The organism is Chryseobacterium sp. MYb7 (assembly GCF_002979455.1).
GTDB lineage: Bacteria > Bacteroidota > Bacteroidia > Flavobacteriales > Weeksellaceae > Chryseobacterium.
Map to the genome: position 1 here is coordinate 1 of NZ_PCOU01000011.1, position 13169 is coordinate 13169.

9 protein-coding genes are annotated in these 13169 nt (G+C 36.0%); 5 read left to right on the forward strand and 4 right to left on the reverse strand.

Going from position 1 to position 13169, the window contains the following annotated elements; genetic code table 11:
* Positions 1 to 667 precede the first annotated feature (667 nt).
* Positions 668 to 1714: a PA0069 family radical SAM protein gene (locus CQ046_RS10525; RefSeq protein ID WP_105702201.1), complete on the reverse strand. Its 1047-nt coding sequence runs from the start codon at positions 1712 to 1714 to the stop codon at positions 668 to 670.
* Between the two features lie 123 nt (positions 1715 to 1837).
* A complete protein-coding gene (locus CQ046_RS10530; RefSeq protein WP_089693543.1) occupies positions 1838 to 2032 on the reverse strand; it encodes a hypothetical protein in 195 nt (64 codons plus the stop codon).
* 175 nt (positions 2033 to 2207) lie between these two features.
* On the opposite strand from CQ046_RS10530, the gene CQ046_RS10535 reads away from it, so the two are divergent.
* Positions 2208 to 2558 (forward strand): hypothetical protein, encoded by a 351-nt coding sequence (locus CQ046_RS10535; protein ID WP_105702202.1) that lies wholly within the window; start codon positions 2208 to 2210, stop codon positions 2556 to 2558.
* Positions 2559 to 2655: 97 nt separating this feature from the next.
* Here the strand turns inward: CQ046_RS10535 and CQ046_RS10540 are convergent, their stop codons facing one another.
* Together CQ046_RS10540 and CQ046_RS10545 are read right to left on the reverse strand one after the other, a co-directional pair.
* The gene (locus CQ046_RS10540; RefSeq protein ID WP_105702203.1) at positions 2656 to 5307 is read right to left on the reverse strand and encodes a hypothetical protein; all 2652 of its coding nucleotides are present in this window, start codon (positions 5305 to 5307) and stop codon (positions 2656 to 2658) included.
* 31 nt (positions 5308 to 5338) lie between these two features.
* Positions 5339 to 6136, reverse strand: coding sequence for a DUF2797 domain-containing protein (locus CQ046_RS10545; RefSeq protein ID WP_105702204.1), 798 nt, complete (start codon positions 6134 to 6136; stop codon positions 5339 to 5341).
* An 89-nt stretch (positions 6137 to 6225) separates the two neighbouring features.
* Here CQ046_RS10545 and CQ046_RS10550 point away from each other — a divergent pair, with 89 nt between their 5' ends.
* The 4 genes from CQ046_RS10550 to CQ046_RS10565 all read left to right on the forward strand — a co-directional run bounded on the left by CQ046_RS10550 (position 6226) and on the right by CQ046_RS10565 (position 13150).
* A complete protein-coding gene (locus CQ046_RS10550; RefSeq protein WP_105702205.1) occupies positions 6226 to 7254 on the forward strand; it encodes a GDP-mannose 4,6-dehydratase in 1029 nt (342 codons plus the stop codon).
* 136 nt (positions 7255 to 7390) lie between these two features.
* Positions 7391 to 7612 (forward strand): DUF2795 domain-containing protein, encoded by a 222-nt coding sequence (locus CQ046_RS10555; RefSeq protein WP_002662059.1) that lies wholly within the window; start codon positions 7391 to 7393, stop codon positions 7610 to 7612.
* Positions 7613 to 7738: 126 nt separating this feature from the next.
* Positions 7739 to 10813 carry a preprotein translocase subunit SecA gene (secA, locus tag CQ046_RS10560; protein WP_105702206.1) on the forward strand — a complete coding sequence of 1025 codons (3075 nt, stop codon included), beginning with the start codon at positions 7739 to 7741 and terminating at the stop codon, positions 10811 to 10813.
* A gap of 150 nt (positions 10814 to 10963) precedes the next feature.
* Complete coding sequence (locus tag CQ046_RS10565; protein WP_105702207.1) at positions 10964 to 13150, forward strand: TonB-dependent siderophore receptor; 2187 nt, start codon at positions 10964 to 10966, stop codon at positions 13148 to 13150.
* Positions 13151 to 13169 lie beyond the last annotated feature (19 nt).

Here is a 13169-nt window from a genome sequence, read left to right on the forward strand (position 1 = left end):
AGAAATATAATTCATCGTAAGTAAAATGCTTCGACTAAGCTCAGCATGACACCGCTAATACTTACTGCTAAAAAACCTTAGACATTATACTGTCAGCTTACTTCCTTTAAAAACTTTTATAAATAAGCTCGGATTCCTACGGAATGACACAATGGGAATAGCAGGATATCTGTACACTGGTTGTTGTATAGGAATTGTAGATGTAAAAACTCCAGACTGATTACTGAAACCCAGTAACCAGAAACTCGCAACATAATAACCCGAATCACTATACCCCGAAACCCATCATTCATCATTCATCATTTATAATTCATAATTCATAATTGACTCCCCTTCCCTAGCCCTGATAGAAATGGTTACCCCGCAGTATGGGTTGGAGGGTGAGAGGGTTTGGGTGTAGGAGTGCGCTGGCGCGAGGAGTATGAATGAATAGCAGGATGAAGCTCCTGAGAATGTTCGGGAGTGAGAGGGTTGGAGGGGCGAGCATGACTGTAGCTAGGTTTGAGAACAAGAAGGTATGGGTGTGGAAAGGCTATAGCTATTTCTTTATATATATGATGAATGTTGGGAGCAATCTCACGAGCAAAGATCATTAATATAGTAATGTTGAAAAAGGATTTTGCTTATACTATATATAATATATGTAGAATCACTTCATAAATTAGGATTAATCAAACAATCTTAGTTGCTGGTCTCGGGTTCCGGTGAAGTTGGAGGTTGAAAGCTTTGGAAATTCTTTCCCTTCAAAAAACTTCTTTTTGCCAATCTTAAATGTGGTGTGAATCATTTCTGCAATATTACCCTCTCCTCTCTGTCTTTCAAAATATCTTTTATCACCTAATTTTCCACCACGCATAGATCTGATGAGATTTAATACTTTCTGCGCTCTGTCCGGAAAATGGGATTCAATCCAATTCACAAAAACAGGCTCAACGGTATCATTTAATCTTACCAGGGTATATCCGAATCCTAAAGCTCCAGCATCGGAAATGGCTTTTAATATATTCAATGGTTCATCACTATTGAGTCCGGGAATAATGGGAGCGACCATGACATGTACGGGAATTTTATTTTCTGAAAGGATTTCTACAGCTTTTAATTTATTTTTTGCAGAACTTGTTCTAGGCTCCATCTTTCGTCTCAGGTCTTCATTGATTGTTGGGATACTTAGAGAGACTGACACCAGATTTTGTTCTGCCATGGGTTTTAAAATATCCAGATCTCTTAAGACCAGTGCGTTTTTTGTCAGAATATTGACAGGATGTCTGTAATCAAGACAAACCTGCAGCAATTTTCTGGTAATTTCGAATTGTCTTTCGGCCGGCTGATAGCAATCTGTGTTTCCAGACAGAAGAATCGGGGCTGCTTTATAGCCTCTCTTTTGAAAAAACTTTTCCAGGAGTTCGGGAGCATTCTTTTTTACCATGATTTTTCTTTCAAAATCAATTCCGGCACTATAGCCCCAATATTCATGGGTAGGTCTTGCAAAACAGTAAGAACATCCGTGTTCACATCCCTGATAAGGATTCATGGAATATTCCATCGGAAGATCTTCGCTTTTGACCTGATTAACAATTGTTTTGGGGAATACTTCGGTGAAAGAGGTCTTTACTATTTCGAAATCTTCATCTTCCGGCTCATAGGTATACCTGTCGAAGCGATTGACAACGTTCCGCTGAGCTCCCTGACCTTTTATGAAATTTTCGTTTTGCATTCTGATGTAAAATTAGAGTGGAATTTTTATAAAATAATGAGTTTTAACATTAAAGTTTTCCACAAAAAAAATCCAACACTTTCAAAAGCGTTGGATTTAAACATAATTAAATATATTTTTTTACTACTTCAGCGCGTAAAATTCCACTCCGTGTGTTTCATCGTCGTGGTTCTTTTCATCAAAGTGTCTGTGATAATCCGAATAGGAATCACTATATTTTTTATCTTTTTTTGTCAAAATTTTTTTAATACTAATTAAGCCTAATACTGCCAAAAGACCTACTCCTCCTGCCAGTAAAACTCCAACTTCTTTTTTCATATTTTCTTTGATTTAATATTGTTACCATTGCAAAAAGTATACCTATTTATTTTTTTAAAATTATAAATTTTGTTAACATTAAACTTTATTTTTATGAAAATTATAATCTGCTATTTTTCTTATATTTAAAAATTGCAATGGTTTAATTATTGTACTTAACAAGAAAAATATTATTATGGAAAATCCAGAAAACATCGACAGAATGACGACCTTAAGCGAAGTCATGAAAACACTTTCTGAAAGGGGAATACAGAGAGAATTCAGGATGAATGAGAATTGTGAAATGAAGTTTGAAAATTCTGAGAAAGTCTATCAGCCTGCAGAATTGGTGATTTTAAAAACATATCGTTTTGAAGGAGACAGCAATCCTGATGATAGCGCAGTGCTTTATGTAGTAAAAGATGGTGCCGGAAACCGTGGAATGATCATAGATTCATACGGAGCAGACAGTAATTATCCCGGGGAAGAGTTTGATAAGTTTCTAAGAGATATCCCTATATTGGAAAGTGATGAGTTCAATTTTTAAACTGAACCTATTCTATATTAATTCTTTAAACCATTAAGCTTAATTTAAAAGGCTGTTTGTTTCTAGACGATCGTTACATCTTAATGGTTTAAAGAAATTATTCTCCGGAATTTTCTTTTTTCTTGAATATATTGTTCAGAAAACCCTTCTTTTCCTTTTTTTCTACTTCCGGTTTCGGAGCCTCTTTTTTATTTTTGATCTCCTGCTTTATTTCTTTTACAGACTGTTTCATATCTTTCACGGAGGAAACGGCCTCTTTTACCTTTTTTTCTGTCTTTTCTACATTTTTACCAATGAGCGTTTTCTTCAATCCTTGCTCAATTCCTTTCCAGAACAGATTAAAGAAAGACTTTGTCGGGTCACGTTCTACATTTTCTACGGCAACAGCTTCAGGAAAGCTTCCTGAATTTGATTTCAGAAAAACATTGGCAACGGCCGTGAGAAACCCTTTTTTCTCGTGATTATTCTTATTGAGTACCGCAATTTTCAGATCTTTATGTTTAAGATTAAAGGTTCCGTGTAATCCTGCAGGATTGCCTTTAAAATTAAAAAGCATTTCCTGAATTGTTCCTTCTGTAGCCGTCACATGAAGATAAGGTCTGATAAACGGATTGATTCCACTGGCGGGAAGATTTGTAGTTTTCCCTGAAATGGCAAAATTATCGTTCTTATCGGCAACATCGAAGCTCCAGTTTACGGAAAGGGGTGACAGATTCATGAATGAACAATTGATTTTAATGTCAACTTTTGTAGGGTTTCCCTTTATTTTAGCAGAATTCAGGTTTCTGACATTCATATTAAAGTTACTGAATATCAGTTTTCCAGGCCCCATACTTTCCGGAGTGTCTTCTTCATAGACTAATACTGAATTTTTCAAATCAAGATTATTGATGGTCATCGGAATTTTAATGGATCGCAGCATTTTGGAATACAATGCTTTTATTTTTGGATCGTCTTTCGGAATTTTACTCCTAAAAATATTGGCATCTGCCGACTGGATCGTAACATGGGAAGCGTTCACCATTTTGTCATGAGAAAACAAATCCCACGTTCCTTCTGCAATTATTTGTCCGGCTTTTATATCATACAAATCTCTTTCAACGGGGATCATTTTGATAAACTGTGCTCTCGAAACGAGAGGTTTCATTGCAAAATTATTGATCTGAACTTTATTTTTATTAAGCTTAAGAAGCCCTAAACTCATGTTGTAGAACTGTGTTTTGTAAGCCAAATTCCGAGTGGTGAGATAATAATCTTTAACCTTAAAGGATAACCCTGGTTGATTTGGCTTGGGCGCTAGTTCAATAGCATTAAGTGTGGCATTCAAATCATGAAAAACCACGGGCTCCTTTCCGTTATCATAGGTAATATTTGAATTTTTCAAAGACATTTTCCCTATAACAACAGATTGTATGATGCCGGGTTCCGGAGTTTTATTTTGCTTCTTCTCCCCTGCTTTGACCGTTCCATTTACATTCTCCAGAAGAATATCTTTGAGATCCAGATTCACTTTTTTATTAAGAAATTCTAATTTATTAATATTAAAAGCAATGTGGTTTGTCTTTATATCAGCCGTTGTTTTTCCTGTTGACGGAGTTTCTGATGTCAGCAGAACATCCATGATTTCTCCGCTTTTAGGGCTCAATGCAAAACTTCTTATAGAGATATTTTGATGATTGGAATACTGGATATCTTTTCCGGAAAGCAAAAAATCTTTATATCCGATAGGAATTACCTGTTGTGCGCTTTCTTTATTAAACATCAGCTGATTGATATTCAGATTAAGATTTCCTACAGAAAAAAGTTTGTTCCCATCCGGTTTATTGATCTGAACTACGGCATTATTCAGTTTTATATTTTTTAAATCAACCTCAAAACGGGAGTTTTTATTATTTTTTATCGCTTTTACCCCTGTATTATACACTGTAAAAGAAGGTTTTTGAAACTCTGCATTGGCAAGCGATACCTTATTTTTAATCAAAACCACATCTTTGAACTCCATCTTTGGAACACTGAATTCAAATAACTGGGGCTTTTTAGGATAAAACTTTTTAAACTGAGTGAAAGAAAGAAGCGGAGTCAGCCTGAAATTTTCAACTGACATCTGCCCATCATGTGTGTTTATAGTACTGATGGTAATAGCATACGTTTCATCGGGACGGAAAAAGAATTTCTCTCCTTTAATGCTGTATCTGTCAAAAACTACAGGAAGTTTATCTTCAACAGATTCTTCTGTCATCTGTAAATTTTCTACAAACAGATCCAGTTGGTCCACAGATAAAAATTTCTGTTTGGTATGCTTAAAAACGGCAATCTTACCACCATTGATTCTTATATTTTCAAATAAGAACGGACTTGTTTTTTTTCCTGTTTTCCTATCAACCGGTTTTGCAAGGATGATATTTAAATTGGGTTTTGCCAGCAGGAGATCTGAAGAGCTTATTCTTTTATTAAAAATAGCATCGTAGATCCCAAAACGGTTTATTTTAAGAGTATCAATAGTGCCCTGCAGTCCAATAACGTCAGTGTTTTGAGGATCTTTACTGTTGACAGAAATTCCGGAAGCAAAGATATTTCCGGTTCCTAAATCTACATCCAGAGTTTTATAAGAAACTTTATAATCGGTATTCTTTTTTATGTATTCCGGAAGCTGGGTTTTAAGCCATATATTCAGTCCGAAATTCGCAGCAAGAAGAATTCCTGCCAGGATTCCGAAACTTATCAATAGTCTTTTAACCCATTTTCTCATATTTTGTAATTTGGTTTTATTTTTTCATTGATTAATTCCTTATTTCAAGGTCAATCACATAGCCTTCATGTCCCCTTACATTGATGAAATTTCCTCCTTCAAATCCAAGATACTGCCCTTTGATTCCTGTAAGTTTTCCAGTAAATTCAGGTTTTTTATCTAATGTAAATGAAGTCACCTTTGTTGGTTTTTCAAAAGGATAATCGAACATCCACAATTCCTCTCCCTCACTATAGAATTTCTGAAAATCTTCGGGGAAATATTCTTTTATCTTCTGTCTGAAGTCCGCAAGGTCTATTTCTCCTTCAAAATCATCCTGCAGCATTTTTCGCCAATTGGTTTTGTCTGATAAATGATCTTTTAAAGCCACTTCTATCATTCCTGCTTCATAGCGGTTTTCGGTTCTTGCTATAGGTAATGCAAAAGTTGCACCCTGATCAATCCATCTCGTAGGAATCTGGGTATTTCTCGTAACTCCAACTTTTACATCCCCTGTATAAGCCAGATACACCGTGTGCGGCTGAAGCTGAATTTGTTTTTCAACCTCCAGATCTCTTTCTGCAACTCCTAAATGTGCCGTAGAAAGCTCCGGACGGATAATGGTATCACTTGCATAAGGACTTTCAAAAAAACAGCTTTTGCAGAATCCCATCCTGTAAATAGGTTTATTTTCCCCACAGTTTACACACTGGAATCCGGTATGCCTGACACTTAACTCCTTTCCAATCAACCCATTCATATGAATCAGATCCCCTGAAAGATTGAGATAGTATTGGATTGGCTTTGCATCGTAACTTGTCATCTTTAAAATTTGCCCTTGAAACTGCATATTATATTTATATTGCTTTTTTAAGTAAATTTAATGATTATATTTTTCAAAAAGTAAAATTTATATTTTTGTACTCATAAAAAATACAAATGGTTTATCTTGTAACAGGCGGTAGTGGGTTCATCGGATCTCATTTAATTGAACGATTATTAAGAAATGGACATTCTGTCATAAACATTGACAATTTTGATGATTTCTATAACTATCAAGTAAAAATTAAAAATACTTTAGAGTCAATTGGTAAAATTTCGGATTTTGAATACTCAGACAAAGAGACTGATATCCGCCAATTGATTTCACTTACTCATTCTGACCAATATTCCCTCTATTGGCAGGATATCCGAGACCAAAAAGGTCTTGAAAACATCTTTAAAAACCACCATATTGATATGGTGATTCATCTGGCTGCACTTGCTGGTGTACGCCCTTCCATTGAGCGTCCTTTAGAATATGAAGAAGTGAATGTAAGAGGCACAATGAATCTTTGGGAACTGTGTAAGGATTTTAATATTAAAAAATTTATTTGCGCCTCCTCGTCAAGTGTTTATGGAAACAATGAAAAAGTTCCTTTCGCGGAAACAGACAATGTAGACAATCCTATATCACCTTATGCAGCTACCAAAAAAAGCGGAGAAATCATAGGACATGTTTATCATAATCTATATCATATAGATATGATCCAGCTTAGGTTCTTCACGGTATATGGGCCAAGACAAAGACCAGACCTCGCAATACATAAATTTGTAAAGCTCATTTCAGAAGATCAGGAAATTCCTTTTTATGGTGACGGAAATACTGCCAGAGACTATACTTATATAGATGATATTATTGACGGTATTACCAAGTCTATCCTTTATCTGGAAACCAATTCCGGGGTTTATGAAGTGCTTAACCTAGGAGAAAATCAGGTGATCACTTTATCTGAGATGGTTGCCACTATAGAAAGTGTATTGGGAAAAACTACCACTAGAAAAATTCTGCCAATGCAGCCCGGAGATGTCACAAAAACGAATGCAGATATTACCAAAGCAAAGGATTTAATAGGGTATAAACCGGCCACAGACTTCCAAAATGGCATAAAAAAATTTGTGGAATGGTTTTTGAGAAAACGACATTAAGTAAATTGCTGACACAACTGCCATTCAGTTTGTGACAGTCGTTTATAAGAAAAAATTATAAAAAGAATTGAAAATCAAGTATAAAAAAGTTTATTATACAACCTATTTTTATACTTTTGCAAAAAATTAGAAAATTATGTACTGGACATTAGAATTAGCTTCATATTTAAGTGACGCACCTTGGCCAATGACAAAAGCAGAGCTTATTGACTACGCGATCAGAACTGGTGCACCTATGGAGGTAGTAGAAAACCTTCAGGCAATCGAAGACGAAGGAGAAATTTATGAATCTATCGAAGAAGTATGGAGCGACTATCCTACTGACGAGGATTTCCTTTGGAACGAGGACGAATATTAATAAAGCGATAAGCTTTAGGCTGCGTGCTTAGAGCTTTTTTGCCCTTTTTTATATATTAATTCACACGATAAGCGTGTCATTTAAAACGCTTAAAGCATCTTGCATTAAGCATAAAGCAAAAAATTTATGAGTTTTTTAAACAAAGTTCTTAAAGGGTTTTTGGGAGACAAAAAAGCGCAGGACCTAAAAGAAGTAAAAAAAGTTGTAACAAAAATCAAGGCTGTAGAACCTAACATCCAACAATTGACGGATGATGGGCTGAGACAAAAAACGGCTGAGTTTAAAGAGAATATAAAATCTGCAACCAGCAAGATCACAGCTCAAATAGAACAGACAAAAGAGCAGATAAAAAATTCAACGAACGTTGACGAAAAAGAAGCTCTTTTTTCAAAAATTGAGGTTCTAAAGAAAGAATCATACGAAATTGAAGAGAAAGTTCTTATTCAGGTTCTTCCCGAAGCTTTTGCATTGATCAAAGAAACGGCAAGAAGATGGGCTCAGAACGGAGAGATCCGTGTAACGGCAAGTGACTGGGACAGAGAACTGGCTGCTGCAGGAAAAGATTTCGTTAGCATTCAGGGAGACACAGCTGTTTGGAAAAACTCATGGGACGCTGCCGGAACTCCAGTAGTTTGGGATATGGTCCACTATGATGTTCAGTTTATCGGAGGGGTTATTCTTCACAGCGGTAAAATTGCCGAGATGGCAACCGGTGAAGGTAAAACTTTGGTAGGAACATTACCTATTTATTTAAATTCACTTCCGGAAAGAGGAGTACACGTTGTAACTGTGAATGACTACCTTGCAAAAAGAGACTCCGCATGGATGGGTCCTCTTTATCAGTTCCACGGAATGTCTATCGATTGTATCGATAACCACCAGCCGAACTCAGACGGAAGAAGAAAAGCATACAACTCAGATATTACTTACGGAACCAACAATGAATTTGGTTTCGATTACCTGAGAGATAATATGGTGACATCACCTTCAGAATTGGTACAAAGAGAATTGAACTTTGCTATCGTGGATGAAGTTGACTCTGTATTGGTAGATGATGCAAGAACACCATTGATCATTTCCGGTCCGGTTCCTCAGGGAGACAGACAGGAGTTTGATGTTCTTAAACCTTCTATCGACAGAATTGTTGAAGTACAAAAGAAAACTGTTTCTGTTATTTTCAACGAAGCGAAAAAATTAATCGCTGCAGGAAATACAAAAGAAGGTGGTTTTAAATTGCTTCAGGCATACAGAGGTCTTCCAAAAAACAGACAATTAATCAAATTCTTATCGGAAAGCGGAAACAGAGCATTGCTTCAGAAAGTTGAATCGCAATATATGCAGGACAACAACCGTGATATGCCGATCGTAGATAAAGATCTTTACTTCGTAATTGAGGAGAAAAACAATCAGGTAGACCTTACAGACAAAGGTGTTGAATACATGTCTCAAGGAAATTCTGATGCTAACTTCTTCGTTCTTCCTGATATTGGGACTGAAATTGCTGAAGTAGAAGCTAAGAATCTTTCTAAAGAGGAAGAATTTGAAGCGAAAGAAAGACTTTTCTCTGACTTTGCTGAAAAATCTGAGCGTGTTCACACAATGAGCCAGCTATTGAAAGCATACACATTATTTGAAAAAGATGATGAGTATGTAGTAATTGATGGTGAAGTAAAAATCGTTGATGAGCAGACAGGTCGTATTATGGAGGGACGTCGTTATTCTGACGGTCTTCACCAGGCAATTGAAGCGAAAGAGAATGTAAAAATTGAGGCTGCTACTCAAACTTTTGCAACAGTTACGCTTCAGAACTATTTCCGTATGTACAACAAACTTGCGGGGATGACTGGTACGGCTGAAACTGAGGCTGGAGAACTTTGGGAGATCTACAAATTAGACGTAGTGGTAATTCCTACCAACCGTGTTATTTTAAGAGATGATAAACAAGATTTAGTTTTCAAAACTAACAGAGAAAAATACAATGCCGTAATTGAAGAAATTGAAAAATTAACCGCAGCAAGAAGACCTGTTTTGGTGGGTACAACTTCTGTTGAAATCTCTCAATTATTATCAAAGGCACTTCAATTAAGAAAAATTCCGCACCAGGTATTGAACGCGAAACTTCACAAGAAAGAAGCAGAAATTGTAGCAGGAGCAGGACAGCCGGGAGTGGTAACTATTGCAACCAACATGGCGGGTCGTGGTACGGATATCAAGCTTTCTAAAGAAGTAAAAGAAGCAGGAGGTTTAGCTATTATCGGTACTGAAAGACATGATTCAAGACGTGTTGACAGACAGCTGAGAGGTAGAGCGGGACGTCAGGGAGATCCTGGAAGTTCTCAGTTCTATGTATCTCTTGAAGATAACCTGATGCGTTTATTCGGTTCTGAGAGAATCGCTAAAATGATGGACAGAATGGGTCATAAAGATGGTGAAGTTATTCAGCATTCTATGATCAGCAAGTCTATCGAAAGAGCGCAGAAAAAAGTAGAAGAGAATAACTTCGGAACAAGAAAGAGACTTCTTGAGTATGATGACGTAATGAACAAACAGCGTGACGTAATCTATAAGAGAAGAAAGAATGCTCTGTTCGGAGACCACCTGAAGTATGATATCACCAATATGATTTTTGATGTTGCTAATTCTATCGTTGCGAAAGGAAAAGCTAATGGAAATTATAAAGATTTTGAATTTGAAATAATCAAGCATTTCACAATGGCTTCTCCTGTTTCTGAAAGTGATTTCAGTAATAAGCAAGTTCCGGAATTAACGGATATTTTATTCAAGGCTGCTCAGGAAGATTACGCAATGAAGTTGAACTTATTGAAAGAAAAATCATTCCCAATCATTGAGAATGTATACCAAAATCAAGGTTCAATGTTCAAAATGATCCAGGTACCTTTCACAGACGGGCACAAAACAATGACTATCGTAGCTGATCTTAAAGAAGCTTATGATACGCAGTGTGAAAGTTTGGTGAATGATTTCGAAAAGAATATCACGTTATCAATCATTGATGAAAACTGGAAGCTTCACCTTCGTGAGATGGACGACTTAAGAAGATCTTCACAAGGAGCCGTTTACGAGCAAAAAGATCCGCTTGTTATCTATAAGCAGGAATCTTTCCACTTATTCAGTGAAATGATCGACAAATTGAACAAAGAAATTATTTCTTTCTTATACAAAGGAGAAATTCCAGCGTAAGAAAAAATTAACAATATTGTATAAAAACCGCTTCAGCAACAGCCGAAGCGGTTTTTTGTTATTCGGAATATATTAATTTATGATAAATATCAACCTCATTATTTATTTAGAACAGTTAAAAATAATATATTTGCAGAAAATTTGACTTTCATGAAAAATGTACTAATCTGTGCTTCTGTGCTGGGATCCGTAGTGACCTTTGCTCAAAAGAAGGATTCTGCTGATACTAAAAGCATTGATGAAGTATTACTAATAAACACTTACATTAAAAAAGACAGTGAATCTTCCAATAAAATGCCCTTAAAGGCTATTGAAAATCCACAAGTTTATTCAAGTGTTGATAAGGGTATTTTAGAAAACCAAGGAGTTTATACTGTAGATGATGCCTTTAAAAACATTACCGGATTACAGCCTATGTGGACTTCAAACGGAAGAGCAGGAGACGGAGGTGCATATGTAAGTTTAAGAGGTTTTGTATCTTCAAATTCTTTAAGAAACGGAGTGCTTGGAGCTGTAACTGGAACAATTGATGCCATAAACCTTGAAAAATTGGAAGTTCTGAAAGGGCCGTCAGGAACTCTATTCGGAAGTTTATTGTCAAGTTATGGTGGTGTAATTAACAGGGTAACCAAAAAACCGTATGAAACATTTGGAGGAAATGTCACTTTGGCAGGCGGTAGTTATGATACATACAGAGCAGCAGTAGACATCAATACTCCTCTGACGCAGGATAAAAAATTATTATTCCGTTTAAATTCTGCTTATACCAATGAGGGAACTTTCCAGACAGAAGGATTCAGAAGAAACCTTGCAATTGCTCCTAGCTTAAGTTATAAACCTACTGATCGTTTAAGCATTAATTTGGATATGGAACTTTTCCAAATGAAGAATATGAGTGATCAAACCTTTTTCTTTTATTCTGGAAGCTATCTGCAAAAAGTAAACAATATCAAGGATCTAAATCTCGATTATAAAAATTCATATTTGGGAAAAGATCTTACCAATACTGGAAGAAGTATTAACTTTTTCGGACAGGTAAATTATAAAATTTCAAATTCTATCACTTCTTCTACCAATTTCAGTACATCTTCCAGCTACTCGAACGGGTTTATGCCTTATCTCTATTTTATGGGAGACAGTGCAGACAGTATGTACAGAAGTGATCAGTCCACAAGGGACAGCAGAAAAAAATCCCTTAATTTCCAACAAAACTTTAATGGTGATTTCCGCATTGGAAACCTGAGAAACAGAGTGGTATTAGGTTTTGATTATTTGAGAGTCAATAACAATCAAAACTTCTATGATGTGAATGGGTTTGATAGAGATTCACAAGGAAACCCAATTCCTGTTCCTTTACACCAGACCGGCTTTGACTATACAAATTTCAATGGTACAGCACTACAGGAAAAATATAATGCTATGGCTGGTAATGAAAACCCTTATATTATAAAAGGTATTCAGGAAAACTACGCCGTATATATTTCCAACGTATTGAATATTACGAACAATCTTAATGTTTTAATGGCATTAAGGGTAGACAACTTTACAAATAAACCAGGTATTACAGGCGCTGCCAGCTCTGAAGAAAGTAAAAAATTAAATCAGACTTTCTTTTCTCCAAAATTAGGGATCGTATATGAGCTTATTAAAGACAAGGTTTCTGTATTTGGAAACTATCAGAATAGTTTTAAAAACCTTTCATACTTTGTGGATGGGTCAGGGATTACAAGAACACCGCTTCCTGAACAGGCTAACCAGATGGAAGGAGGAATCAAAACAAGTCTTTTTAACGGAAAAGTATCTTCTACGTTCAGCTATTACAATATTAAAGTAAAAGATGTTTTAAGAAACTTACAGCTTGCATCTAACCCACAGGCTCAGATTCAGGATGGCACAATAGTAAGTAAAGGGGTTGAACTTGAGATTAACGCTTATCTGGTAAAAGGTTTCACAGCAATTGCCGGATTTAGTTACAATGATTCAAAATATACAAAAGCGGATCCTTCTGTAGCAGACAGAAGACCGAATACATCAGGTTCACCTTATCTGGCTAACCTGTATGCGAGCTACCAATTCCTTGACGGAAGGCTAAAAGGATTAGGATTTGGACTTGGAGGAAACTATGCCAGCGAAAATAAAATCTATAACTCTGCAGATGGAGTGTTTTCTTTACCATCGTATGTTGTTTTGAATGCCAGCGCTTATTATGATGCTAAAAAATTCAGAATTGGTATTAAGGTAGACAACTTTACCAATCAGCATTACTGGATCGGATATACCACAGCAAACCCACAAAGGCTGATCAATGCTGTAGGAACTCTTACTTATAAATTTTAAACTGTTAAAGAATAAATTA

Excerpts from the sequence above, each read along its gene's own strand:
- CQ046_RS10525 (WP_105702201.1), bottom strand. The coding sequence starts at position 1,714 with ATGCAAAACGAAAATTTCATAAAAGGTCAGGGAGCTCAGCGGAACGTT.
- CQ046_RS10530 (WP_089693543.1), bottom strand. The coding sequence starts at position 2,032 with ATGAAAAAAGAAGTTGGAGTTTTACTGGCAGGAGGAGTAGGTCTTTTG.
- CQ046_RS10535 (WP_105702202.1), top strand. The coding sequence starts at position 2,208 with ATGGAAAATCCAGAAAACATCGACAGAATGACGACCTTAAGCGAAGTC.
- CQ046_RS10540 (WP_105702203.1), bottom strand. The coding sequence starts at position 5,307 with ATGAGAAAATGGGTTAAAAGACTATTGATAAGTTTCGGAATCCTGGCA.
- CQ046_RS10545 (WP_105702204.1), bottom strand. The coding sequence starts at position 6,136 with ATGCAGTTTCAAGGGCAAATTTTAAAGATGACAAGTTACGATGCAAAG.
- CQ046_RS10550 (WP_105702205.1), top strand. The coding sequence starts at position 6,226 with ATGGTTTATCTTGTAACAGGCGGTAGTGGGTTCATCGGATCTCATTTA.
- CQ046_RS10555 (WP_002662059.1), top strand. The coding sequence starts at position 7,391 with ATGTACTGGACATTAGAATTAGCTTCATATTTAAGTGACGCACCTTGG.
- secA (WP_105702206.1), top strand. The coding sequence starts at position 7,739 with ATGAGTTTTTTAAACAAAGTTCTTAAAGGGTTTTTGGGAGACAAAAAA.
- CQ046_RS10565 (WP_105702207.1), top strand. The coding sequence starts at position 10,964 with ATGAAAAATGTACTAATCTGTGCTTCTGTGCTGGGATCCGTAGTGACC.